General features: G+C 33.9%; 20 protein-coding genes and 2 pseudogenes. 13 read left to right on the top strand and 9 right to left on the bottom strand.

The window, feature by feature from the left end; genetic code table 11:
• Positions 1-2 precede the first annotated feature (2 nt).
• Complete coding sequence (gene tsaD, locus AASI_RS00780) at positions 3-1,016, bottom strand: tRNA (adenosine(37)-N6)-threonylcarbamoyltransferase complex transferase subunit TsaD (RefSeq protein WP_012472372.1); 1,014 nt, start codon at positions 1,014-1,016, stop codon at positions 3-5.
• Between tsaD and AASI_RS00775 the strand changes: the two genes are divergently transcribed.
• Positions 1,016-5,497 carry a translocation/assembly module TamB domain-containing protein gene (locus tag AASI_RS00775; RefSeq protein WP_012472371.1) on the top strand — a complete coding sequence of 1,494 codons (4,482 nt, stop codon included), beginning with the start codon at positions 1,016-1,018 and terminating at the stop codon, positions 5,495-5,497. The two genes, tsaD and AASI_RS00775, sit on opposite strands and share 1 nt — an antisense overlap.
• Positions 5,498-5,921: 424 nt before the next feature.
• Here AASI_RS00775 and AASI_RS00770 read toward each other — a convergent pair.
• Positions 5,922-6,176 (bottom strand): annotated as a pseudogene (locus tag AASI_RS00770) (transposase family protein); the annotation flags it as partial.
• A 352-nt stretch (positions 6,177-6,528) separates the two neighbouring features.
• On the opposite strand from AASI_RS00770, the gene AASI_RS00765 reads away from it, so the two are divergent.
• Complete coding sequence (locus AASI_RS00765) at positions 6,529-7,560, top strand: IS110-like element ISCaa7 family transposase (protein ID WP_012472370.1); 1,032 nt, start codon at positions 6,529-6,531, stop codon at positions 7,558-7,560.
• A 54-nt stretch (positions 7,561-7,614) separates the two neighbouring features.
• On the opposite strand, the pseudogene AASI_RS00760 reads toward AASI_RS00765, so the two are convergent.
• The 3 genes and pseudogenes from AASI_RS00760 to mutY all read right to left on the bottom strand — a co-directional run.
• Positions 7,615-8,196 (bottom strand): annotated as a pseudogene (locus tag AASI_RS00760) (transposase family protein); the annotation flags it as partial.
• Between the two features lie 591 nt (positions 8,197-8,787).
• Positions 8,788-9,198 (bottom strand): single-stranded DNA-binding protein, encoded by a 411-nt coding sequence (locus AASI_RS00755; protein WP_012472368.1) that lies wholly within the window; start codon positions 9,196-9,198, stop codon positions 8,788-8,790.
• 51 nt (positions 9,199-9,249) lie between these two features.
• Positions 9,250-10,371 carry an A/G-specific adenine glycosylase gene (gene mutY, locus AASI_RS00750; RefSeq protein WP_012472367.1) on the bottom strand — a complete coding sequence of 374 codons (1,122 nt, stop codon included), beginning with the start codon at positions 10,369-10,371 and terminating at the stop codon, positions 9,250-9,252.
• Positions 10,372-10,516: 145 nt separating this feature from the next.
• Here mutY and AASI_RS00745 point away from each other — a divergent pair, with 145 nt between their 5' ends.
• From AASI_RS00745 to AASI_RS08530, 11 genes are all read left to right on the top strand, one after another.
• Positions 10,517-10,804 carry an HU family DNA-binding protein gene (locus AASI_RS00745; protein ID WP_012472366.1) on the top strand — a complete coding sequence of 96 codons (288 nt, stop codon included), beginning with the start codon at positions 10,517-10,519 and terminating at the stop codon, positions 10,802-10,804.
• A 455-nt stretch (positions 10,805-11,259) separates the two neighbouring features.
• Positions 11,260-12,810 carry an Rne/Rng family ribonuclease gene (locus tag AASI_RS00740; protein WP_012472365.1) on the top strand — a complete coding sequence of 517 codons (1,551 nt, stop codon included), beginning with the start codon at positions 11,260-11,262 and terminating at the stop codon, positions 12,808-12,810.
• 359 nt (positions 12,811-13,169) lie between these two features.
• Complete coding sequence (gene dnaN, locus AASI_RS00735) at positions 13,170-14,288, top strand: DNA polymerase III subunit beta (RefSeq protein WP_012472364.1); 1,119 nt, start codon at positions 13,170-13,172, stop codon at positions 14,286-14,288.
• A 272-nt stretch (positions 14,289-14,560) separates the two neighbouring features.
• Positions 14,561-15,844 carry a phosphopyruvate hydratase gene (gene eno, locus AASI_RS00730; RefSeq protein WP_012472363.1) on the top strand — a complete coding sequence of 428 codons (1,284 nt, stop codon included), beginning with the start codon at positions 14,561-14,563 and terminating at the stop codon, positions 15,842-15,844.
• 33 nt (positions 15,845-15,877) lie between these two features.
• Positions 15,878-16,165 carry a hypothetical protein gene (locus tag AASI_RS00725; RefSeq protein WP_044282702.1) on the top strand — a complete coding sequence of 96 codons (288 nt, stop codon included), beginning with the start codon at positions 15,878-15,880 and terminating at the stop codon, positions 16,163-16,165.
• A gap of 73 nt (positions 16,166-16,238) precedes the next feature.
• The gene (alr, locus tag AASI_RS00720; protein ID WP_052290781.1) at positions 16,239-17,765 is read left to right on the top strand and encodes an alanine racemase; all 1,527 of its coding nucleotides are present in this window, start codon (positions 16,239-16,241) and stop codon (positions 17,763-17,765) included.
• 122 nt (positions 17,766-17,887) lie between these two features.
• A complete protein-coding gene (aspS, locus tag AASI_RS00715) occupies positions 17,888-19,636 on the top strand; it encodes an aspartate--tRNA ligase (protein ID WP_012472362.1) in 1,749 nt (582 codons plus the stop codon).
• A 128-nt stretch (positions 19,637-19,764) separates the two neighbouring features.
• Positions 19,765-20,703, top strand: coding sequence for an ankyrin repeat domain-containing protein (locus tag AASI_RS00710; RefSeq protein ID WP_187146276.1), 939 nt, complete (start codon positions 19,765-19,767; stop codon positions 20,701-20,703).
• A 2-nt stretch (positions 20,704-20,705) separates the two neighbouring features.
• Entirely contained in the window at positions 20,706-20,867 is a 162-nt protein-coding gene (locus AASI_RS07850; RefSeq protein ID WP_083758788.1) for an ankyrin repeat domain-containing protein, read from the top strand.
• Positions 20,868-20,909: 42 nt separating this feature from the next.
• Positions 20,910-21,053: a hypothetical protein gene (locus AASI_RS08740; RefSeq protein ID WP_012472361.1), complete on the top strand. Its 144-nt coding sequence runs from the start codon at positions 20,910-20,912 to the stop codon at positions 21,051-21,053.
• 127 nt (positions 21,054-21,180) lie between these two features.
• A complete protein-coding gene (locus AASI_RS08530; protein WP_148204907.1) occupies positions 21,181-21,429 on the top strand; it encodes a hypothetical protein in 249 nt (82 codons plus the stop codon).
• Positions 21,430-22,096: 667 nt separating this feature from the next.
• On the opposite strand, the gene AASI_RS00705 is transcribed toward AASI_RS08530, so the two are convergent.
• The 4 genes from AASI_RS00705 to yidD form a co-directional block, all read right to left on the bottom strand.
• The gene (locus AASI_RS00705; protein ID WP_012472359.1) at positions 22,097-22,618 is read right to left on the bottom strand and encodes a DUF6314 family protein; all 522 of its coding nucleotides are present in this window, start codon (positions 22,616-22,618) and stop codon (positions 22,097-22,099) included.
• Between the two features lie 250 nt (positions 22,619-22,868).
• Positions 22,869-23,747, bottom strand: coding sequence for a tyrosine-type recombinase/integrase (locus AASI_RS00700; RefSeq protein WP_012472358.1), 879 nt, complete (start codon positions 23,745-23,747; stop codon positions 22,869-22,871).
• A gap of 244 nt (positions 23,748-23,991) precedes the next feature.
• Positions 23,992-24,186, bottom strand: coding sequence for a 30S ribosomal protein S21 (gene rpsU / locus AASI_RS00695; protein ID WP_012472357.1), 195 nt, complete (start codon positions 24,184-24,186; stop codon positions 23,992-23,994).
• Between the two features lie 210 nt (positions 24,187-24,396).
• Positions 24,397-24,615, bottom strand: coding sequence for a membrane protein insertion efficiency factor YidD (gene yidD, locus AASI_RS00690; RefSeq protein ID WP_012472356.1), 219 nt, complete (start codon positions 24,613-24,615; stop codon positions 24,397-24,399).
• Positions 24,616-24,658: the final 43 nt, after the last annotated feature.

The following is a 24,658-nucleotide window of genomic DNA, read 5'->3' as shown; positions in this document are numbered from 1 at the left end:
TTTTATATAGGCATATTAGGTAATACATTGGTCTTTACATTAGCAAAATCGTTTGCGAGGTATTGATAATGTGCTGCCATGGCTATCATAGCTGCATTATCTGTGCAGTATTCGGTTGCAGGAATAAAAAGTTGCCATCCTTTTTCTGCTGCCATTTGATTTATAGCTTGTCTAAGGCCTTTGTTAGCCGCTACTCCGCCTGCCAATGCTAGTTTATTAAGACCAGTGTATGCCATAGCCTTCTTTACTTTGCTAAGCAACATTTTAATAAGTGTGTGCTGAATACTAGCACAAATATCCGCTTGGTACTCAGCTATAAAATTAGAATTTTTTTGTATATTGTTACGTATAAAATATAAGAAGGCAGTCTTTATACCACTAAATGAGAAGTCGAGGCCCGGCATGATGGTGGTTGGGAAATCAAACCTGTGAGGATTTCCTTGTTGAGCATAGTGATCAATAAAAGGTCCTCCAGGGTAGGAAAAATTCATTATTTTAGCTATCTTATCGAACGCTTCTCCTACAGCGTCATCTTGTGTTTGTCCTATCAGTTGCATAGATGTATAACTGTTCACAAGCACCAGTTGCGTGTGTCCTCCACTGATGGTGAGGCACAAAAAAGGAAAAGTAGGTTGGGGATCTTCTATAAAGTTAGCAAGCACATGCGCATGCATGTGGTGTACAGCTACAAGCGGTATACCTAAGCCTAATGCTAAGGATTTGGCAAAGCAAGCTCCTATCAGCAGGGCTCCCAATAGACCAGGGCCTCTTGTAAAAGCTACAGCATGCAATGCTTCCTTAGTTAAGTTTGCACTTTTTAGTGCTTGGCTTACTATTGGAACAATTTTTTGCTGATGAGCCCTGGAGGCTAGTTCGGGTACAACCCCTCCATAAATTTCGTGAATAGATTGGCTAGCAATCACATTGCTGGCTATCTTTTCATTACAGATGACAGCTGCAGCTGTTTCATCACAAGATGACTCTATAGCTAATATATTTATATTTTTTTGTTGCATTGTGTACTACTGATCAAAAACCGAAGATAAAGAAAAATTTTATAGCCACCTTCCTGAAATGGCTGGCATTCTTTGTATTATCTATTATCATAAGTTTTGTATTATTTATAAATATACCACAAGTACAAAATACATTATTTAAAAGAGTACTTAATAAGTTAAACGCACAAACGCACTTTCATATACAGCATCAGCATTTCTCATTAAAATGGTTCCATAAAGTTTTACTTACAGATTTTTTAGTAAAAGATCCTAATAATCAATTATTATGTGCTATTAAGTATTTGAAGTTGCGTATAAATCCTTTGCGGCTTTTGAGAGGAGAAGGTATAGTAATAGATTACTTAGAAGTAGGGAGTGGGGATTTGAGACTAGTCAAAGCTAAAGGAGAAACAGAATTCAATATACAAACTTTATTATCAAGGTTAGAAACACCAGGCAGCACAAATTCTGTAAGCTTGCCAATTGATATACAAGGTTTTAATGTAAAAAAAACTGTTCTAAGAGACTTCTCTATGTTAATGGATGATCAGGCAGTTCAACCTACATTAACAGGGTTTGATGCTTATCACTTTAAAATAGAGGGGGTTACTGCTGAAGTTAGCCAGTTAGGTTATTATGGCAATACTTTAGTTGGGGAGCTTCAGCGTTTATCTGGCTATGATCCAATACAAAACTTAAGGCTACATCAATTATATACACAGTTTAAAGTTACACCTTATGGAACACTGTTTAATCAGTTAATTATTAATACAGATGATAGCTACTTAAAAGGAAATTTAAGTTTTTCCTATGAAAACATAACAGAATTGTCTCAAATTCTGAAACAAGGGTATATTGATGTTGAGTTAGAAGAACTCAAGTTAGCTTCTAAAGAACTAGCTCATTTTATACCTTATTTTAAAGGTCATAATATTGATTATACTTTAAAAGGTAGTGTGGTAGGAAAGGTAGATGATTTCTATCTAAAAGATTTTTACCTAGAATTTGGTGAAAATAAAAGCTATTTATGTGGAAATATGAAGTTAGAGGGGTTGCCTGATTTCGAAAATATGTGTTTTGATTTGAACTTAGAAAAAGGATGTTTATATACTTTTGATCTGCTTCCACATATAGCACAAGAGCACCATCATATGTTACAAAGAATACAACTTTGTAATGTGCAAAGTAATATATCAGGTACTTTACATCAATTTAAAACAAAGGGAAACTTTATAACTAACATAGGCAGAATTACTACTGATATGGAAGTAGTTGTTGATAAAGCTTCCCATGAGCTTGCTTGTAAAGGAGATATTAATACACAATCTTTAAATATTGGTAAACTGCTAGGCATAGATGAGCTACAGGAATTAACAATGCGGGCATATATAAATGGTCAAGCTATTAACTCCGATGCTACTAACCTATATTTGAGAACACACATAGAGCAGCTAGGCTTTCAGGGATATAAGTACGAGCATATTCGTGCTAACGGAAGGCTTGGAAAGTTTTTTTTTAAAGGTAATATATCAATAGATGATCCAAATTTAGTGGCATATTTTGATACTAAATTTGATTGGAAAACACCCCAGAAAGAATTATTAGTAAAGGGATTTTTAAATGATGTTGCCTTAGATAAATTAAAATTTACAAATAAACATACACATTTTAGTAGTGAAATAAATGTAGTTGTACAGGGAGATTCTTGGGATAATTTTACTACAGATGCCACATTCAATCGTATTCAACTAGAGATAGAAGATAAGCCCCTACATGTAGAGCAGTTACATTTTCTCAATGGTAAGAAGAATGGACATAGTACGCTGTCTCTTTATTCTGATTTGCTAGATGTACAAGCAGAAGGAGCTGTTAAATATACCTCTTTGGTACAGGACCTCAAGGAATTTATTTATGCTTACCAACAACGCCTTTTAACCTCAAAAGTATACGTTCCTTCTTATACAGAAAAACCTTATAATTTTAAATATCATCTGTATTTAAAAGACATAAATCCTATACTACAGGTTGTTGTACCTCATATATATGTAGCCCCAAACACTAGTTTTCAAGGATTTTTCTCACAGCAGGAGGAAGTAAAATTTGAATTTCATATGCATGAGGTAGACTCATTAGCTTTTGGAGATAACCAGCTACAAAGGAGTGAATGGCATATAACAGCGTTACAAAATAAAGATGGTGCGTTGGTTGCAGCTACTAATAAATTCAAATCTGATAAACATCAGTGGAAAGACTATACTAGTACAGAAAGTTTTGTGCTGGATATTAATTGGGTTAATGACCAATTTTCTTTTAAAAATAGTATAGGGCAAGAAAATAGTAATTTGCAAGTAAATCTAGCAGGCACAGCAGTTTTACATAATGAAGGAGTACATATTAGGCTTGATAATACAGCTATGCGGATAGCTGGCAAACAATGGGAGTTGCACCCCGCTAGTACTGTTTCAATACATCAGTCCTACATTAAATTTCATAACATACTTCTCTCTAATGAAGCACAGCAGATTAGTATAGAGGGGAAATACTCTTCTATAAATCCTGAAAAGCTTATTATAAACCTGACTAATCTAGATTTAAACAACTTTACACCTTTTGTAGATAGAAAGATGAATGGTAATATTCATGGAACACTAATTATAATGGGTACTGCTGAAAGTCCGAGGGTTAGTAGCAATATAAATATACATGGTATTACTATAGGCGATTTAATAGTGGGTGATCTATGTACAAAGGCTACATGGGATAATGATAATAAAGGTATTAATGTCGCATGCCAATTAAATCAAGTAGAAAAGCCTATCATACATGTTACTGGGACTTATAACGATAAAGCACAAGGATTAGATCTGGTAGCTGAATTTTCGCATGCGCAGTTGGCGCTAGTAGAACCTTTTGTTACAAAGGTGCTTGGGGAGCTTAAAGGTGAAGTGGAGGGTAAGTTTTATATTAAAGGACCGCTTAAAGCACCCTCTCTTGATGGAAAAGCCACAGTAAGAGACATGTCATTAAAATTTAATTATTTAAATACTTTATATAAAGGATATGGAGAAGTTAGCTGCTCTGGAAATAATATAAAGGTTGAAAAATTGATTTTAACGGATGACCAAGATGGTCAGGCAGATATACGAGGAGAAATATGTCATAATTATTTTAAAGACTTTTCTTTAAATTTAATGGGTGATGTAAGTAGGTTGATCGTTCTCAATGCTAAATATGAAGATAATGAATATTTCTATGGTAAAGGTATAGTAAGTGGAAATGTAGCTTTTACAGGCATGGTAGATAATATTATGATAACTGCTAATGCTGTTACCCAAAAAGGTTCCAATCTTGTTATTCCTATCCAGAAGTACAACAAAAAAGTTGGACAAGAAAGCTACATTCGTTTTGTAGACCTTAAGACCTGTAAAAAGAATACTGTAGAGGCTCTTCCTTCTGTACGCATTAAAGGATTGAGCTTAGATATGAACTTGGAAATAACTCCAGATGTTTGGGCAGAAATTATCCTTAATCGAAAGGATGGAGATACTATTCAAAGTAAAGGCAAAGGATTACTAGCTATTAAATCAGACTTAGAAGGTAATCTTAATATAACAGGAAATTATGAGCTAGTAGAAGGGACCTATAACTTTTCAGTTTATAAAGTGGTTAAAAGAAAATTTAAAATTTTAGAAGGAAGTACCATTACTTGGATCGATAAGCCTTATGATGGAATGCTCCATGTGAGAGCATCTTATAGCCAGCGGGCGACGCTCACTCCGCTTTTAGAAAAAAATGAGCAAGGTACAAAAGATAAGAAAAAATATCCTGTAAATGTATTATTAACACTTGAGGGTACACTGTCAGATCCCGATATTCGTTTTAATGTTGAGTTTCCTAAACCTCCAGACAACCCAGATTTACAAGAAGCTATCCATACTTTTAAAGAGAAAGCTGCATCAGACAGGAATTACTTAGAAAAACAGGTTTTTAGCTTAGTTATGTTAAGAACCTTCTTTTCAACAAATATGGGTAACTTGGGAAATGATACTATAAAAAGGAGTGTAGGTGAAATATTCTCACAGCAGCTTAGTAGTATAATAGCAGAACAACTAGATGAGAATTTAGAAATAGATACTGATATTGTTTTAGAAGAGCTGAATCAGGAGAAAACTACAAGCTTACCTGTCAAGCTTTCCTATAACTTATTGGCAGGTAGGCTAATTATTTCTAGAGAAAGTAAAATTAACTTTGATACAGGCAAGGAAATGGATTTTGCAAATATGGTAGGAGATTGGTCTATGGAGTATGGACTTACCAGTGACAATAGGTTTAGGGTAAAATTACACATTTCCCCATCTGGTTCTGAAACGGATACAGGTATGTCTAATATTTCTAAGTCCGTTTTTGGTGGTCTTAGTTTTGTATATATAAAAAGCTTTAATAGATGGCGTGAACTATTCTGGCATAGCCAACGTAACAAGGCAATTGTACATAATTAAGTATGTATGTAAGTTATATACTTCTGTAAAATAAAAATAGGCCCACTGCTAAACAAACTTGTACGCTTTCACGGATCTGCTACTTTTAAAATGAGCCAAAAATGCATATTTTATTTGGCAACTAGCTATAAAAACTATTGTTGATGGTTAGTATATGGTTGATTTTATAGTTGCTTTGAGTTTTATCCTTAGCAACCAAGTGCTTCTTTGTACTTAAAGTAACGTATTTCTAGTATTGGTAGACTCTCGAGCGCGTACACCGTTTTTTGTTTTGTAAAATAGTAATTTTTTACTCTAAAGATTTAGCAATTCTAGCTATTCAGTGTTTCGTAGCGGATCTAATAGACCTACTGCGAAAGGGATAAAATAGAGTAGGAATTTGAATAAAACAGAGAGAGAATCTTGCCAGTAGCGATGCTATTTGTTAAAAAGCATGCTTGAAGTTTATCATACCCGCTATAATATTAAAGCGCAGGTTATATTTGTTCTCAAAGTTACGGTAAACTTCTGACATAATCTTAAACACCTTGATCTCTCTTATCTTATGCTCCACCTTCATACGTATGGAGGATAGCTTTCTGTTATGTTCTTTCTGCTCTTTGGTTAATGGCCGCTTACGGCTCTTTTTGTAGGGAATCATGACATTGCTCTGTAGTTTTTGCCAGCCTTGATAGCCCGTTAGACTTGTAGTGTAAATTAATAGCTAATATAAACCTTAGTCTTAGTCTTTAAATAACAACACTATAATAATAGATATAATATAAATCAATTGTTATAATTATAAGTTGTCCACATGAGCAAAGCTTGGAAGATACTCATAAGTTAGACTTTTGAATGGATAGATAATTTTTGAAATAAATAAAACTAACACACTACAAGGGGGCACTTTAACTTGATAGCGAGGCTTTGAAGCCTATATTGTGATACAATCCCCCTTGTGTTAGTTACAGGTTAAAATTCATATAGAAATTGAGGCCTTAAAGCTTATTATCACGGGTTTGAATAATAACATGCATTGTGTTAGCTAATACATGTTAAACCATTTAATACTAGTAAATTATATGCAATATACCCACATTCTTGGCATAGATATATCTAAAAAAACGATTGATGTAGCATTGAGCCAAAATAAAGCCAACGATTCTATTGTATCCCATAAGTTTACTAATAACTTAAAAGGTTATCAAGCTTTGATAGCTTGGCTTAAAAAACATAAGGCTCCAATTGAACAAATCCTTGTATGCCTAGAAAACACCGGAATCTACCATCGGTCTTTGGTAAGTTTTCTTCAAAGCCACCAAGCTTTCATATGGGTAGAAAACGCTACTTCCATTAAATGGAGCAATGGAGTACAAAGAGGTAAAAGTGATCAAATAGATGCTCAAAGAATTTGTTTTTACGCTTTTAGGAATCAAGATAAAGCTCGCCAATTCTCAACTAAAGATGAGTCTTTGCAACAAATAGATGATTTATCTGCTCTTAGAGAACGTTTAATCCAAGCTAGAGTAGCCTTGCTAGCACCTATTAAAGAACTTAGAGAGACTGGGTTGAAAAAAAATGCAACTATGTTAGAAGAATCCTCTAAACAAACTTTAGCTAGCCTGGAGAAAGAAATAAGAGCAATAGAGGATAAGATAAAACAGATTATTCAGCAACAAAAGGAATTAGAAAACAAGTATCAGATCATACGTTCTGTACCTGGAGTAGGCTTTGTAACAGCTATTCATCTGATGATTTATACTCATAATTTTAAGCGATTTGATAATGCTAAACAATTAGCTTGTTATGCTGGAGTAGCTCCTTTCGAATATAGTTCAGGAAGTAGCATTAGAGGAAGAACTAAAGTACATCCGATGGCCAATAAAACTTTAAAAACTTCCTTACACATGTGTGCCTTAAGTTCAATTAGAAATAATGTTGAAATGAAGGAGTATTATGAGAAAAAAGTAAAACAAGGAAAAAATAAGATGAGTGTTATTAATGCTATAAGAAATAAAATACTACTTAAGGTGTTTGCTTGTGTTAGAGATGGAAAAATGCATGAGTATAAACAAGTAGCTTAAGGAGGTTATGGATAAAAGTAAACTGATAATTTTTTAAAGGTTGCTTTTATCATAGAAATCACTATCTGCTAGCTTTAAGCTTTCTTTAGGTAAGAGTTTTTCTCCTTTACGGATTTTAAAGTCATGCACTTTTCCTTTATGAGATTTGGATACAGAGAGTATTTTTCCATCTTCTCCCATCACTATCTCTGTTTTTATAGTATGTCTCTTTTTCTTGCCTGAATATGATTTCTTTTGCTTTTTACTAGGTCTTTGCGTAGGCTGTTCACTCACATCTGCTAATATGCGCAATACCTTTTCTGAGGTTAAGCTGCGATCTTTTTTAATGCTAATCTTCTTAGCTAGTAATGGCTCCATTTTTCTTAACAAGCGGCATATGTTAGAGTTGTGTAAGTTAAACAAATAGCCTAAAAACACATGGCTAATATAAGTGCGATAATACATGAGTACACAGAGCAATTTATCTTCCAAGGTAGGTAAATGACTCATCCTACCATGGCGCAGCTTACTCGATTCTAGCTCTTCAAAGAGAGGCCTTACTTTTAAAACTAATTTATCAAATGTTTCTAGCCTCAATCCAGTTATTCTTCTAAAATTGTATGGGTACTTGCTTATTCTGGTGTAGGTTAAATGCATACTTATTCCTTTTAGTATATAACAAGGATTACATTTTAACCTTTTCTACTCTCTTTATCAACCTCTTTCGCAGCAGGTCTATTGAACTATACTATAAGGTACCTTTTACTTAAATAGAACAGCAAACATACTTATTATTCAATTTTACGGAAAGATTTTATTGTCGTGGAATAATTATACACGTATACCCTATACATTTTAACTGAATATATATAAAATACATATTCAGTTAACCAGCCAACTGATAAATCTGTACTTTATTTTATGTTTGATATATAGGATTTATGGTAGGTAGTTACTTACTTACATTTACATGCTTATATAAGGCCGTTTTTGTTCTAAAAACAATGTCTTTTAGTATATACGTAAAAGTGTACAAATAATTTAAGATAATAATTACAATAATAAATGTATTAAAGGCACTATACATATACATAGTGAGTATAGTGCCCTTAGATAGAGATTGTTGAAAGAGTAGATTAACTCTAATACAATAATATATGCTAAATCATTGATGTAATGTTTGTTTTTCCAAACTAATATTCTGCAGAGGAAATACTCTCTATAACAGACTCATTTAGGCTAAAGAAATTAAAATGGCAGATCATCTGCTGCTTCGTCTTCTACAATGCTAAAACTTTCTCTTTCTTTTATATCTGATACCTCACTCTCCTTACTTCCTAACAAAACTAAATTCTGCCCCACCACCTCTGTAATATATTTAGCCTGTCCGTCTTTATCAGTATAAGATCTATTTGTTAGCTTACCCTCTATATAGACTTGTTTGCCCTTGGTCAAATATTTCTCTGCAATTTCAGCTAAAGGTGACCAAAGCACTACATTATGCCACTCTGTACTAGTTACTTTTTCACCCTCTTTGTTTTTGTAAAACTCGTTCGTAGCTAGTGTAAAAGAAACTCTTGCCCTACCATTCTCTAAATGCCTTATTTCAGGATCTTTACCTAAATTACCTAATAAAATAACTCGATTAACGCCTGACATACTTTAATTTTTTAGTTAAAGGTTAGAAATAAAAAATTGATAAGATAGGTTTTAAATATATAAATATTCTTCTAAAAAATTGCAGATTAGTTTAGGTTTCGGTAGGAATTTAGTGGCTTCTATGGAAAAGGTATCAGTAAGGCTATCTTCCAATAGAATTTTGGCATCTGCCAAAAAGGCTTTTGTAACAATGATTTTAAAAAATGATGCATAAAGTACCCTATGAGTAAGTATATGCTTATAAACTGTAGGAACCTTTTCGATATAGAGTTGGTGTTTTTTTATCAATTGTACTAGTTCATCTTCTAATTGATCAAACTCTTTACGTTCGCTTTCTTCTACTAAGTAAAAATCATATAAGCCTGTCCAAATGTCTCCTGGCTTTCTACTTTTCATAAATAATTGGTCATCATCTAGTTGGATGCATAGATAATGAAAAAAACGTTGTTTAATCTTTACTTTGGCTTCTTTAACAGGTAATAGATGCTGTTTATTGGCAAGAAATGCTGAGCAATCCATCTTAAATATACAAGTATTACATAGGGGCTTTAAAGGAGTACACTGTATGGCTCCAAATTCCATGATGGCTTGATTATATATATCTGGCGCAGTTTTAGAAATTAGTGTTTGGGCTAGTTGGTTGAAAATATGTTTGCCTTTAGTACTATTGATGGCTGTTTCTATGTCAAATATTCTTGCTAAAACTCGATATACATTACCATCTATTACCGGAATAGGCTCTTTAAAAGCAATAGAAGCAATGGCTGCAGCTGTATAAACACCTATACCTGGTAAAGATAATAATGCTTTGTAGTTGTTAGGAAATTTACCCTGAAATTGTGTTACTATTGTACGTGCGCAGGCATGTAAATTTCTAGCTCTTGTATAATACCCTAATCCCTGCCATACCCTTAATATGGCTGTTTCACTAGCTGATGCTAGATCGTGTATAGTAGGATAGTTCTCAATAAAACGTTGATAATACGGAAGTCCTTGTGCCACCCTGGTCTGCTGTAAAATAATTTCCGAAAGCCAGATTTTGTAAGGATCTTTTGTTTCACGCCAAGGTAAAGCTCGATGATGGTGTTGGTACCATTCGATAAGCTTTATGGCAAAGTAATTAGTAAGTAGATCTACATTAGGACTTTGTAAACCTGATAAAAATGTTTTCAAACGATATAATGATAATTTTTATTTTAGATAATCTCCTTATTGTATTGTTTAGCAACCATACTTTTGTTTATTTTTGCCAAAATTGTATAGTTATCTACAATAAAGTTTTACGACCTTCAATAATTTTAAATATAAGGATATTAAGATGAACAAAGCAGAAGTTGTTACTGAAATTGCTACAAAAACTGGAATCAATAAATCAGATGTACAAGTTGTAGTTGAATCATTTTTTCAAGTTGTCCAGCAAGCCATGGTAGATGGTAAATCTGTACATTTTAAGGGATTCGGTAAGTTTTTTAATAAGAAACGCTCTAAAAAAATAGCAAGAAATTTAACCGATAATACGGCGATGGTGATTGATGAGCATTATGTGCCCACATTAAAAATTTCTAAAGATTTTGTGAATAAAGTTAAAGGCGTTGTTAAGGCTTAGGATAGAGTAATAGGATTTCAAAGATTATTGAAATGTATTTGATAATTTTTGAATACCGGCCCTTATTAGCTGAAATAATGAAAAGATCAGGATAAAAAATAATGTATAATAAAGCAAAAAGTATTAACTTAGCACACCTATAATAAACCTATAAGATTGAAAATTTTTTAGCTAGCAGTTAGATGTGGTATATAATACACGCAATGCTACTTAGAATAGATTTTAGGGTTATGTTTATGTAGATACTAATTATACAAACTATAAAATTTTTTAGCAAATGCCCTGTGGTAGAAAAAGAAAACGACATAAAATAGCTACTCATAAACGGAAAAAAAGACTACGTTTGAATAGGCATAAGAAGAAGTAATTCTTGATGATGCATGTATAGGTTTTATTCCTATTAATCTGTGAAGTTTCTTAACTAGTTATTTATAAAAATATAAACAGTAAAAAGATTGGCTCTAGAATTAGTTATTAGTGCTGTACAAGATGGCTTTCGGATAGCTTTTCTGAAAGATGGGGCGCTTATTGAGTATCAAACCGAGGAGAAAGATACTAAATTTACTGTTGGTGATATTTACTTAGGAACTGTTAAGAAACTAGCCCATAACCTCAATGCTAGCTTTGTAGATATAGGTTACAAAAAAGTTGCGTTTCTTCACTATTCCGATTTAGGACCTCAATTTTACTCTATTTCAAAATTTACACAACTGGCCATCAATGGGCAAGTTAAAGACTATAAACTCAATGACTTTACCTTAGAGCCACCTATAGATAAGTTGGGGAAAGTTTCAGATGTAATCCATAAGAATCAGCCTATTCTTGTACAGATTGCTAAAGAACCTATTTCTAATAAAGGTCCTCGTCTGTCTGCAGAATTAGCCTTAGCAGGCAGATACATGATTCTCGTTCCTGTTAATCAAACAGTTAATGTTTCTAAAAGAATTACGAACAGTGAGGAACGGCAAAGGTTATTAAGGCTTGTTTCTTCTATAAAACCTGCAAATTTTGGACTTATTATTAGGACTGCAGCAGAAGGAAAAGAAGTAGCCAAGCTAGTACAAGATCTAAAAGAACTTTTAGAAAAGTGGGAGGCTGGTATAAAAGCACTTAGTCATGCTGTTCCTAGAGATAAGGTCATAGGAGAGATCAATAGAGCCTCTTCTATTTTAAGGGATATGCTCAGTGAAAAATTTGATAATATCCTGATAGATGATCCTACGGCTTATAGTGAGTTAAAGCAATACATTAAGACAATTGCTCCAGAAAAAGAAAAAATAGTTAAGCAGTATCAAGGAAAGGTAAAATTATTCGAGCATCTTGGTATAGAGAAACAGTTAAAGCTACTTTTTGGACAAACAGTAAGCATTGAAGGAGGGGGGTATTTAATTATTGAGCATACAGAGGCAATGCATGTTATCGATGTCAATAGTGGAAATAGTGCGATAGAAAAGGATCATGAAGAAATGGCATTGAGTATCAATTTAGCGGCTGCTAAAGAGATAGCTCGCCAATTGCGATTAAGGGATATGGGAGGGATTATTGTGATTGACTTTATTGATATTAGGGATCCAGAGAACAAACGTAAAATCTATCAAGCTATGAAGGAGTACATGAGCGAAGACCGCTCTAAAGTTACAGTACTTCCTCTTTCTAAATTCGGCTTGATGCAAATAACTCGCCAGAGAGTAAGGCCTGTTACCAACCTAATTACACAAGAACAGTGTCCTACATGTGATGGAACTGGTAAAATATCTCCTTCTATTTTAATAGCTGACCAAATTGAGAAAAGCATACAGCTTCTACTTACCACTCAAAATGAGGAGAGTATAACTCTCTTTGTACATCCTTACCTATATGCCTATTTTACAGCTGGCTTTTTCTCTAGGCGATTGAAATGGTTACTTAAATATAAAAAGTGGATTAACTTGGCTGAAGATTCTTCGCTAGGCATTACAGAATATAAGTTTATTAATAAGCAAAATGAAGAAATAGAACTTTCTTAAAGCAAGACCGTTAGTTACAAATAATCTATGGATGATAACGGGAAATATTAATATGCGATCTGTCTTTAAAATTGGGCAGCGTAACTTTGGTTAGAACTGCTTGTTGGTCCAATATTTAGTAAGCTATATAGAATTTTTTATTACTATCATTTAATTTGGTAGAAATTTATTTTTCTTGTAATATTTGTAAACTCAAATACTTAATGGGAATCGACATAAGGTTTATTGGTTATTAACAAATGGTTATCCGATAAATTTTTGGTGCTATAATTTGCTCAGCTGATTAAGCTTTTAAATACTACTGGCGAGCTAATGAAAGAAACTGAGCAGAGTTTTTAAAGTTATAAACTATACATGCTATGAAATTTTCAATATCATCTTCTACCTTATATAAACATCTAGTGGCTTTGTATGGAGCAGTGGTCAGTAACCCGCTTATACCTATTTTAGAAAACTTCTTATTTGAGATTACCAATGGTAAACTAAAAATTACCGCTTCTGACTTACAAACCTCTATTATTACAGAGCTAGAGCTAGACGTAAAAGGTGAGACTTCTGTTGCTGTACCTGCTCGCATTTTATTAGACACTCTTAAAAATTTACCTGAACAGCCTATTAGCTTTTATATAGATGAAAGTGTATATAGCATATCTATTAAATCGGATACCGGGCAATATAACCTGGCTGGTGAAAATGCTACTGATTTTCCACAGATACCTGAAGTAGCTGCAAAAACTTCTATTCAATTACCTGCCGATATATTAAAAAGAGCTATTCAGCAAACTATTATTGCTACAAGCCACGATGAACTTAAACCAGCTATCAATGGCATGTATATGAATTTCAAAGAAGATGCATTTACCTTTGTGGCTACTGATATACATCGCTTAATTCGATATACAAGAAATAATATAACTGCTGCAGAACAAGCTCCTTTTATTCTGCCTCGTAAAACTTTAATGTTACTGAACGGATTACTCCCTACCGATAAACAAGAGGTTGAAATAAGTTTTGGTAGCAATAATGTTCATTTTAAAATAGCTAATGTTAGAATGGTATCTAGGTTAATTGATGAAAGGTATCCGGATTATGAAAATGTAATTCCTAAAAATAACCCTCATAAATTACGTATTAATCGGATGGCATTATTAACATCTTTAAAACGTATTATTATATATACCAATAAAATTACACATCAAGTAAAGTTTACGCTAGGAGAGCAAAATTTAGAAATCTTAGCTGAAGACTTTAATTTTGACAATAAAGCTAAAGAGCAATTGAGTTGTGAATATGTAGGAGATGCTAGTTTAGAAATTGGCTTCAATGCCAAATCTTTGATTGAGATGCTCAACAACCTCCAAGCTGATGAAGTAAACTTCCATTTTTCACAACCCAACAAAGCAGCAGTCATCATTCCTAATGACCAAGAAGAGGGAGAAGATATTTTACTTTTGATTATGCCTATTACATTGCACTAACCTATAAGAAGGAAGAAGTATACCAGCCAATTTGCATACTTTATAAAGTATACAAAAGCTTAATACAAATCTTTTGTGAATTGGTTGGTACTCGCAGTATGTGTGTTAGGGCTTAAATATCTATGATATAAATTTTAATTTACTCGCCTGCATTGGTTTTCTACTATAATGCGTTACTGTTCCCATTATATAGATAAGCGCTTATCCTAATTGGCAATAATCCTAAAAGTCTTCAAAAAATCGTATATTGCATGCTAGTTAAATAAGGATGTATGAGTATTATTAAAAGCGTATATGCACGCCAAATTCTTGATTCTAGAGGTAATCCAACTATTGAAGTAGATGTTTGTACCGAGCAAGGGTTTGTAGGAAGGGCTGCTGTACCTTCAGGAGCTTCTACAGGCCTGCACGAAGCTATGGAACTACGCGATAAAGATAGTGCTGTTTATTTAGGAAAAGGGGTGCAAAAAGCAATCAAACATGTGAAGGAGATAATAGCACCTGTGCTAATAGGCAGATCTGTTTTTAATCAACAAGCCATAGATACTTTGCTTATAGAGCTCGATGGCACTCTTAATAAAGCTCGTTTGGGAGCCAATGCTATATTAGGTACTTCTATAGCTGTAGCTAAAGCAGCTGCTATGTCACTAAATATCCCTTTATATCAATATATAGGTGGCCTCAATGCATATATTTTGCCTACACCTATGATCAACATATTTAACGGTGGAGCCCATGCAGATAACAATGTGGATATCCAAGAATTTATGGTTATGCCTATCAAGGCCAACTCCTTTGCAGAGGCTTTGCGTATGGGAGTAGAAGTGTTTCATCAGCTAGGCCGCATCTTAAAAGAGAAAGGGCTCTCTACAAATGTTGGTGATGAAGGTGGGTATGCATCGAATCTTCCTTCTAATGAGGCAGCTATGGAATTTATTCTACAAGCCATTGAAAAAGCAGGCTATCAACCTGGAGAAGATATAAGTATAGCCTTAGATGCTGCAAGTACTGAATTTTACCAAGCGGAAAAAGAAGTTTATCACTTTAAAAAGTCGACTGGTATAAAACTTACTTCAACGGAATTAGTAGATTTTTGGAAAAATTGGGTGCAAAAATATCCTATTATATCTATCGAAGATGGTATGGCAGAAGACGATTGGGAGGGCTGGCATCAACTGACTCAAGCTATTGGATCAAAAGTACAATTAGTAGGAGACGACTTATTTGTAACCAATACCAAGCGGCTTGCTAAAGGAATAGAGCAAAATATTGCTAATGCAGTACTTATTAAAATGAACCAAGTTGGTACCTTGAGTGAAACCTTAGACACTGTGAATTTAGCAAAGAAGCATGGTTACCAAAATATTATTTCTCATCGATCAGGCGAGACAGAAGATAGTACAATAGCTGATTTAGCAGTAGCCTTGAATGCTGGCCAGATAAAAACAGGGTCAGTTTCAAGAACAGACAGAACAGCTAAATACAACCAGCTGCTAAGAATAGAGGAGACATTAGGGGAACATGCTCGCTTTGCTGGGCACCCATTTAAAAAATAAATTATTAATATACTTTGGACTAGTTCTATTTACATGTGGAGACGTTTATCTAAATTTACTACAAATCCTTATTATCTCTTGACCGGTATCTTCTTGACATGGATATTGTTTTTTGATTCAGAAGATCTTATTACACAATATCGCTTGTCACAAAAGTTAAAAAAACTTAAGGAGGAAAAGTGTTATTATGTAGAGCAAATAGAAATTGTAAGAAAGGATAGGGAAGAGTTAATGTCTAATGAAGGGCTGCTTGAGAAATTTGCACGAGAAAAATATTTGATGAAAAAACCTACCGAAGATTTATACATTATAGAAGAATAACTTTGTCTGTTTATTTCTTTGCCAAAAATTAATTAAGAAAACAGTAAGTAATATTATATAAGTAGCCCAATACATGCGTATTAATCTTGAGCAAGGCATTAACCGTTGTCAGCTGGTATATGATACTTATCGTAATGATTGGGTAAGCTTACAGCACGTACTTGGATTTGTTGCTGAACAAGGCTTTACACAAAAAAAGTCCTTAATATTAACAGATCTGAATACTTCAGAGATAGACATAGATAAACTATATAGTGAGCTAGCACAATTACTTCAGACTCAACAAATCTATCAGCTTATTGGCGTAGGAACAAAGATGCTAACTTATGCACACAAATTCCTCTTACCTGAAACCCATTTTTTTGAAAATCTAACAAGTATGCTTGCTAGCGGGTTGCTAGACAAGCAGTATGGAAGTGTAGTGATAGTAAAAGGTGCTACTATCCGTGCGGTGGACAGCGTAGTAGCTAGATTGCAGAAGAAATGTTATGATACAGTATTGGAAATAGATATAGGGGCTATTCAGCATAACCTGAATTTTTTTCGTAGCAAACTTGCTGCCCCTACACAAGTTATAGCTATGGTTAAAGCCTCTGCTTATGGCAGTGGAAGTTATGGCATAGCACATCTATTACAGCAGTCTCGGGTAGATTATTTAGCAGTAGCCTATGCAGATGAAGGGGTTACCTTACGGGAAAATGGTATATACTTGCCCATTATGGTTATGAATCCTTCGCCTGTCAGTTTTACTAAGTTATTAGCGCATAGATTGGAACCAGTTATCTATAGTTTACGACTCTTGCATGATTGGCTGAATTTTTTAAGCACAACTCATACACAACTTGGGTTCCATATTAAATTAGATACAGGCATGCATCGGTTAGGATTTATGGAGCAAGAGATTGATAAGCTTACTCAGGCTTTACAAAATCAATCTTCTTTGTCTATAAAAAGTGTTTGTAGCCACCTAGCTGCACCTGGCACTCAGCGTCATAATGCGTATACACATGCACAAGCCAAGCTATTCCAACAGATGGTTCAACGCATAGAGGGTAAACTAGGAATAATGTTACCTAAGCATCTGTTAAATACTGCAGGGACACAGTTATTCCCAGAATATCAATTTGATATGGTACGCTTAGGTATAGGGTTATATGGATTCACTAAAGGGATACAACAATATTTAAAAGTCGCCAGTACACTAAAAACCATTATCTCACAAATCAAAGAAATACCAATAGGAGCTACTATTGGATATGAGCGAAAAGGTTTAGCTCAGCGGCCTACTAAGATTGCTACTTTGGCAATAGGGTATGCCGATGGATTTAGACGTTCGTTAAGTAACGGACATGGTAAAGTATGGATTAACGGGAAATTAGCACCTGTTATTGGTAATGTATGTATGGATATGGCCATGGTAGATATAACAGGTATAGAAGCTAATGAAGGGGAAGAGGCCATTATTTTTGGTAAAGAATTGCCTATAACGCACGTAGCCTCAGCAATGGATACAATTGTCTATGAAGTATTAACTAATGTAGATGAGCGTGTTAGAAAGGTATATTATAAAGAGTTTGCTTGCCCTGCTGATTTCCAATAAAGAGTAAGTTTTATAGTAAAATTCAATATATGTATATTTAAAGCGCATTTTTGCTGCAGAATCCGTATAGCGATCGGCTATAAATATATACTTTTGACATTATAAAACTTATTTGATAAAATATGCTACGAACACATACGTGTGGAGAACTTCGCCTACAACATATAGGCATATCAGTAACCTTATGCGGTTGGGTACAAAAAATTAGAAATAAAGGTTCGCTTGTTTGGATAGATTTGCGCGACCGATATGGAATTACACAACTTATTTTAGAAGAGCATATAACAGCACCAGAAATCTTAAGCCAAGTGCAGCATATTGGTAGAGAGTATGTTATCCAAGCAACAGGAAGTGTAATTGAGCGGAGTGCTAAAAATCCCTCTATGCCTACAGGAGATATTGAAATAGAAGTCAAGTCGCTTACTATTCTTAATACAGCCAAAACCCCTCCTTTTTTAATTGAAGAGCAAACAGATGGTGGTGAAGAATTACGTATGCAGTATCGGTATTTAGATCTCCGCAGACCACCTTTACAAAAGAACCTCTTGTTACGTCAGCTCGTTGCACAACATGCTCGTGCTTATTTAGAACAACATCATTTTGTAGATGTAGAAACACCGTTATTAATTAAATCAACGCCAGGAGGAGCACGAGACTTTGTAGTACCATCTCGTATTCATCCTCAACAGTTTTATGCCTTACCCCAGTCTCCTCAGATTTTTAAACAGCTGTTAATGGTAGCAGGTTTAGACCGTTACTATCAGATTGCTAAGTGCTTTAGAGATGAGGATTTTAGGGCTGATAGACAACCTGAGTTTACGCAAATTGATTGTGAACTTTCGTTTGTAACACAAGCGGATATATTGCATATTTTTGAAAACTTTACCAAGTATATTTTTGAAGCTACTATACAGGTGCGCTTAGATAAATTTCCTTGCATAACCTATGCAGAGGCCATGCAAAAATATGGGACAGACAAGCCTGACATACGCTTTGGAATGCGGTTAATAGAATTAACTGAGCTAGTCAAGAATAGTGAGTTTCCTTTATTCAAGCAGGCTAAGCTAATAGCAGGTATTTGTGTAAAAGGCTGTGCAGATTACACTAGGAAGCAGCTAGATGATCTTACAGAATATATAAAGAAACTGAACCTTGTTACAAGTGGGTTGGTGTATGTAAAATATCTAGCTGATGGCAGCTTTAACTCGCCAGTAAGTAAATTCTATGATGTTGAACAACTAACATTATGGGCTAAGCAAATGCATGCAGTTCCAGGCGACTTATTACTTATTTTGGCTGGAGAAATAGAGGCTACTCAAATTGCATTAGGTTCACTGCGTCTAAAACTGCGGGATGAACTTCATTTAGTTTCTAAAGATAAATTTGCTCCTTTGTGGGTGGTAGACTTCCCACTTTTAGAATGGAATGAAGAGTCTCAGCGTTATGTATCTAGGCACCATCCGTTTACTTCTCCCAAACAGGAAGATATTGAGCTATTATCAACCAAGCCTGAAACAGTACGTGCCAATGCATATGATTTAGTTATTAACGGTATGGAAATAGGAGGTGGATCTATCCGTATTCATGATCGTGCATTACAAGAGCAAATATTTAACGTGCTAGGGTTTAGTGAAGAAGAGGCTAGGCAACAATTTGGGTTTTTAACGGATGCCTTTGAATATGGTGCGCCTCCTCATGGTGGTATTGCATTTGGTTTTGACCGTTTATGTGCAATTATAGGAAGAGAAGATTCTATTCGTCCTTTTATTGCTTTTCCTAAAAATAACGCAGGCCGTGATGTAATGATGAAAGCACCATCTACTATTACAGAACAGCAAATCAGTGAATTAGGTATAATTTTAAGTAAATAGAATTTCTATAGAATTAAATTGCTATCTCTAAATAAATTCTTCTGCATTACTTGAGTTTAGAGAATTGATGATAGAAACCTAATTGATGAGTAAGTAATAAATAACATTTGGTTTATTAAAAAATGAGTATGCAAAAAGAATATAAAGTAGTACCAGGACTAATAACTATATGGTTGGTTGTAATCTTCTTATTGCAAAGCTGTAAGGTTCATGGTCCTGGTAATGTAGATGGCAACCCTCCTTTACATACAGCTGTCAAGGAAGGCCGTATAGAGGTAGTGAGCTTGTTATTAGATAAAGAAGAAGTAGATATAAATGCTAGTGACAGTATAGATCGTTCTCCTTTACACTGTGCTGCCGAGCAAGGTCATATAGAAGTGATAAAATTGTTACTGGATAAAGGAGCAGATATTAATGCTAGAAATAAGATGGGTAGTTCTGCATTGCATTGTGCTGCTGAAAAAGGTCATATAGAAGTGATAAAATTGTTACTGGATAAAGGAGTAGATATTAATGCTAGAAACAAGATGGGGAATTCTGCATTGCATTGTGCTGCTTTTTGTGGAAAGTTAGAAGTAGCACAATTGTTAATAGAGCAGAAAGCTGATATACATATTGGAAATGAGGAGGGAGAAACAGCTTTATACTGGGCTGTTGAGGGAGGCTGTATCACTATAGTAAACTTATTATTAGATCAAGGAGCCGATGTCAAGGTAGTTAGTGACCATGGTATTTCTTTGTTACATTTATCTATTTCAAGAGATTATATAGAAATATCAAAACTGTTAATAGATCAAGGTGTAGACATTAATGTTAGGGATGATAAAGGCTATACTCCTTTGCATTGGGTTGTTGAAAAAGAACAAACAGAATTAGTACATCTATTAATTAGCAAGAAAGCCAATATTCATGTAAAGTGTAAAGCTGGTACTACGGCCTTATGTATAGCTGCTTTAAAAGGTAACTTAGAAATATCAAAGCTGCTGATAGATGCAGGGGCAGGAATAGATGCTATTACTGATAATGGAGACACTCTGTTGCACTTTGCTGTAGTAGGGGAAATTTAGAAATAATAAAGTTATTAATAGCTTGTAAAGCTAATGTTCAGAATACATGTAATGGAACATTTTTGCATTTTACCCTAGAAGAAGGTAGCATAGAATTAGCAGAATTATTGTTAGATCATGGCGCTAATGTTAACGCTAAAGATAACAGTGGCAGAACTCCTTAACTAGTAGTAGAACCATCCAAGTCAATACCTGCGGCCACAAAGGTGGTAAAAAGAGAACAAAGATTAGATACTATTACCTCAGACGTTGAAAATGTAAGCGAAGCAGCATATCTTAAGCGCCAGGAAGTACTTACCAAACTTAAGGAGGGAAAACTAAAAAGACATCAGAAAGCAGAAAAAGATTGAATTGGGCAAGCATTATCTGAGACTTCTTTCATGAAAAAAGAAGAAGCGCAATCAACTTCTCAAGTGCTAGAGATAATAGAACTGCCACATGCTCTATCTGATTCTGAAAGTACTCTTCCGGTACAGTTTGTTTTGCCTCAAAGGGCCTTTAATACAGCTTCACAGATCTTTAATAATGATTGGGAAATTAACCCGAGTCGATATTGAAAATTTTTTTAATGAACTAGAACAAACTATTAACATAGCAACCAAATCCTCTCATCATATCATTAATATTCATTCTGGAATTACTTTGGTTAATCAACATGGCCAGATTATCGGTATGATCGCTAATATATCAGCTAATGCAGGTGGCAATCTCAGCTTACCGAATTGAAGTAAGGAGCTTCTTTATTATATGAGAGCACAAATAAGAAGAATAGAGCCGCTGCGAAACAGAAAATTGATAAAACTATTGGATTTTTGAGAGATAAATTTACTATCTACAAAAAATCAACCTACCTTTTTTATACTTTAAATGCCTATTTTTATTTTTTGTGTTCTCTAAATTGTGAAAAATACTCCTCTGTTTTTTTATAACAGTTGTTTCGCAGCAGGTCTAATATTAGAACTTATAGGGATTAATAAATAGAACTGTTTTAAGAGCAATAGAGATAGTTATCTCCAATTTGTCGCTCGCCAAAATACCTAAGAAGAGTCACAAATAATTTTTCCGGATAAGCCTGCTGCTAATAAAAAAGGTAGAAGGAGAAATAGAGAAGAAAAAGCTACTTCCTAAAGTAGGGAGGAGGGTTGCTTATACGGGCAAGTATTGCTAAATATTGATTTTGCTAATATTATAGCCTTTTGAGCTAGCGACCAATATATGTCTCTGGCCTTGGGTAATAGTTAATGGTAAAAAACAAATAAAAGATTATAGGACAATTATTACCTAAATGTGATAGGACGACAGAGAAAAATATAGAGAGAATATATCATCCAATTATATAATTTTTATACAATAGTTAGAAGTAAAATACCATAGAGGTAACCATGGATAAAATTTATTTTATATGCTGGCCCAGCCTACAAAAAATTGTCTTAATAGTATAGTTTTTATGAGGCCCTGATACTCTATAAATTAATTCAAAATTATCATTATTAATGAATTTATAGTGAGCATCATAAGTATCTAGATTACATCTATGAGTGCCATATGCATGTAACGGCCAAGTCCTTTTTTTACATGTATTTGGCAAATATAAAGTATGTAATAGTTGCCCCTCTTGTTTACTTATTATATCCCAAAAATAAACGTGAATTGTTTTCTCTTTGTAGCAATATGCATATTCTCTATAAACACGAGATTGGTTACCTGTTAATAATTGTAGAATTCCTTCTTCTTTGTAGTAATAGCAATACGGTTTGTTATTATTCTGAATTTTTTTGAAAAATGCTATCCCTTCCATATTGCCATAACCTTCTAAAGCTCTTTCCATTCTCCATGAACCTTCTAGGTTGCTAAACACTTGCCATAGAGTTATGTTTTTAATTTCTATTTCTTCTCCTTTATCTATATCACCCATTTTCTTGTGGTTGGCAGTTTTTAACTCTTGAATTCAGATTTATAAGTAGCCATAAGTAAAAATAGATGTTTTAAAAATAGAAAATGTATATGTCTTCTTTATGTTATGATATTAAACATGCTAAATTGAATTTTATTATTACTTACTAACATATCCAGCTCCTCTTATTGTTGGATATAAATAAAACTTATTTCATACCAATAAAAAATTATGTCTATCTTAATCAAGAGTTTAATAATTTTTATATGCACTACGCCCTGGGATGTGCCTGTAAAAATATTTCCTTTAATTTTTCCATAGAATTATGGGTATATACTTGGGTGGCTGCTAAGCTAGTATGGCCTAAAAGCTCTTTGATAGCTTGTAAATCTGCTCCGCGGTTCAGTAAGTGTGTAGCAAAAGTATGACGTAATATATGTGGGCTATGTCTATCTGCTTGTGTATAACTTGCTAAATAGCTTTTTACCAACTTATAAATCAGCATAGGATAACAGGGTTTATTGTTGGTCGTTACGAAAAAGTGAGCAGGAGCATTAGCTATTATTGTATTTCTCTGTTGCAAGTAACCTTCAATAATAGGCAAAATATGTTTAGGAAGTGGTAAAATTCTTTCCTTATTACGTTTACCTAGAACGCGTATAGTCCTATCATAAAAATTGATGTCCCTATCTTGTAAATTTATTAATTCCTGCAACCTTATACCTGTACTGTATAAAAGTTCTAATATCAACCTAGCGCGCCATCCCTCAAAATCATCAGTAAATGGATGCTCATCTAGCAAATGCAACAGCTCCTGTTCTCTTAAAAAGATAGGTAATCCTTTTTTTACTTTAAGGCCTGTAAGTTGTGTGGTTATATCAGAAGGTATATACTCCTTTTTATATAAGAAACCATAAAATGCTTTTAGAGAAGCGATCTTCCTATTAATAGAACGATTATTTAAACCTTGCTTAGCTAATTCCATTATCCACGAACGTAACAGTTTAGAAGTAGCATGGCTAAGCTCTGCAATTTGGAAGTTTGTTTGAAGATAAGAGAATAGTTGGTTTAAATCTGTTTGGTAAGCACAGATAGTGTGGCTGCTTAAACGTTTCTCGTAAGTAAGAAAATTGATAAAGTTTTCAAGCATATAAATGATAGGCAAAGTTTATTATTAAGGAATAATAATAATACAGAATGTAAATGAATATACATTTAAAAATTGTATGTTTCACTACACTTTCCCTATATTATAAAGGTATAAAGTGTACCTACAAAGGCATTAACCGTACTTATTGAGACTAAGAAAAAATAAACTCTACAATAGTGAGATTATATGTAAGCATAACCTCACTATTGTAAGTATATAAATGTAAGAAGGGGATGTGTCTTAATTATCCGTTTGCTTGTTGCTGTAAATGTTGCTTATAAATAGCTTTTAGCTTCTCCTCTCTACGTTTAATAGAAGGTTTTGTATAATATCTTCTGCTCTTAACTTCTTTAAGTACTTTCACCCGATCTATTTTTTTCTTAAAGCGTTTTAATGCTCTCTCTATGGGTTCATTATCTTTAACCTGTACTACAATCATAATTTGTTCTATGTGTTTTTTTATATAAGCAACAAAGGTACATTGAAATAAACGATCTTACAACCGCTTTAACGATATCTTATTTACTGTACCTTATAAAAATACTGCTTTTATCACAAATTTTATACCATATAGGGACACAAAATGTTGTAATATGCTAAGAGAGCTGTTTCTTATATATTTTTATTTTAAAATATGTTATCAAAATTTTTATTGAACCGGATCATAACCACTTTTGCCACATGGGTGGCAGCGTAAAATTCGCTTGCCAGCCAACCAAATTCCCTTTACAATACCATGCTTGTTGATTGCTTCATGTGCATATGCTGAGCAAGTTGGCTGAAACCTACAACAAGGTGTTAAATAGGGAGCCAATGCAACTTGATATACCCAAATAGGAAAAATAACAATTCTCTTTAGTAGCCACATAGTTTTAAGTATAAGATAGAACCACTAAAATAATAATGGCTAA

This window comes from Candidatus Amoebophilus asiaticus 5a2 (assembly GCF_000020565.1).
Lineage (GTDB): Bacteria > Bacteroidota > Bacteroidia > Cytophagales > Amoebophilaceae > Amoebophilus > Amoebophilus asiaticus.
The sequence above is the reverse complement of the archived record's forward strand: the minus strand, read 5'-3'. Positions and strand labels throughout refer to the sequence as shown.

Coding starts and splice junctions, on each gene's coding strand:
- dnaN (WP_012472364.1), top strand. CDS start 13,170: ATGAAATTTTCAATATCATCTTCTACCTTATATAAACATCTAGTGGCT.
- rpsU (WP_012472357.1), bottom strand. CDS start 24,186: ATGATTGTAGTACAGGTTAAAGATAATGAACCCATAGAGAGAGCATTA.
- AASI_RS00745 (WP_012472366.1), top strand. CDS start 10,517: ATGAACAAAGCAGAAGTTGTTACTGAAATTGCTACAAAAACTGGAATC.
- tsaD (WP_012472372.1), bottom strand. CDS start 1,016: ATGCAACAAAAAAATATAAATATATTAGCTATAGAGTCATCTTGTGAT.
- alr (WP_052290781.1), top strand. CDS start 16,239: ATGCGTATTAATCTTGAGCAAGGCATTAACCGTTGTCAGCTGGTATAT.
- AASI_RS00755 (WP_012472368.1), bottom strand. CDS start 9,198: ATGTCAGGCGTTAATCGAGTTATTTTATTAGGTAATTTAGGTAAAGAT.
- AASI_RS00765 (WP_012472370.1), top strand. CDS start 6,529: ATGTTAAACCATTTAATACTAGTAAATTATATGCAATATACCCACATT.
- AASI_RS00700 (WP_012472358.1), bottom strand. CDS start 23,747: ATGCTTGAAAACTTTATCAATTTTCTTACTTACGAGAAACGTTTAAGC.
- AASI_RS00725 (WP_044282702.1), top strand. CDS start 15,878: ATGTGGAGACGTTTATCTAAATTTACTACAAATCCTTATTATCTCTTG.
- yidD (WP_012472356.1), bottom strand. CDS start 24,615: ATGTGGCTACTAAAGAGAATTGTTATTTTTCCTATTTGGGTATATCAA.
- AASI_RS00710 (WP_187146276.1), top strand. CDS start 19,765: ATGCAAAAAGAATATAAAGTAGTACCAGGACTAATAACTATATGGTTG.
- eno (WP_012472363.1), top strand. CDS start 14,561: ATGAGTATTATTAAAAGCGTATATGCACGCCAAATTCTTGATTCTAGA.
- AASI_RS00705 (WP_012472359.1), bottom strand. CDS start 22,618: ATGGGTGATATAGATAAAGGAGAAGAAATAGAAATTAAAAACATAACT.
- aspS (WP_012472362.1), top strand. CDS start 17,888: ATGCTACGAACACATACGTGTGGAGAACTTCGCCTACAACATATAGGC.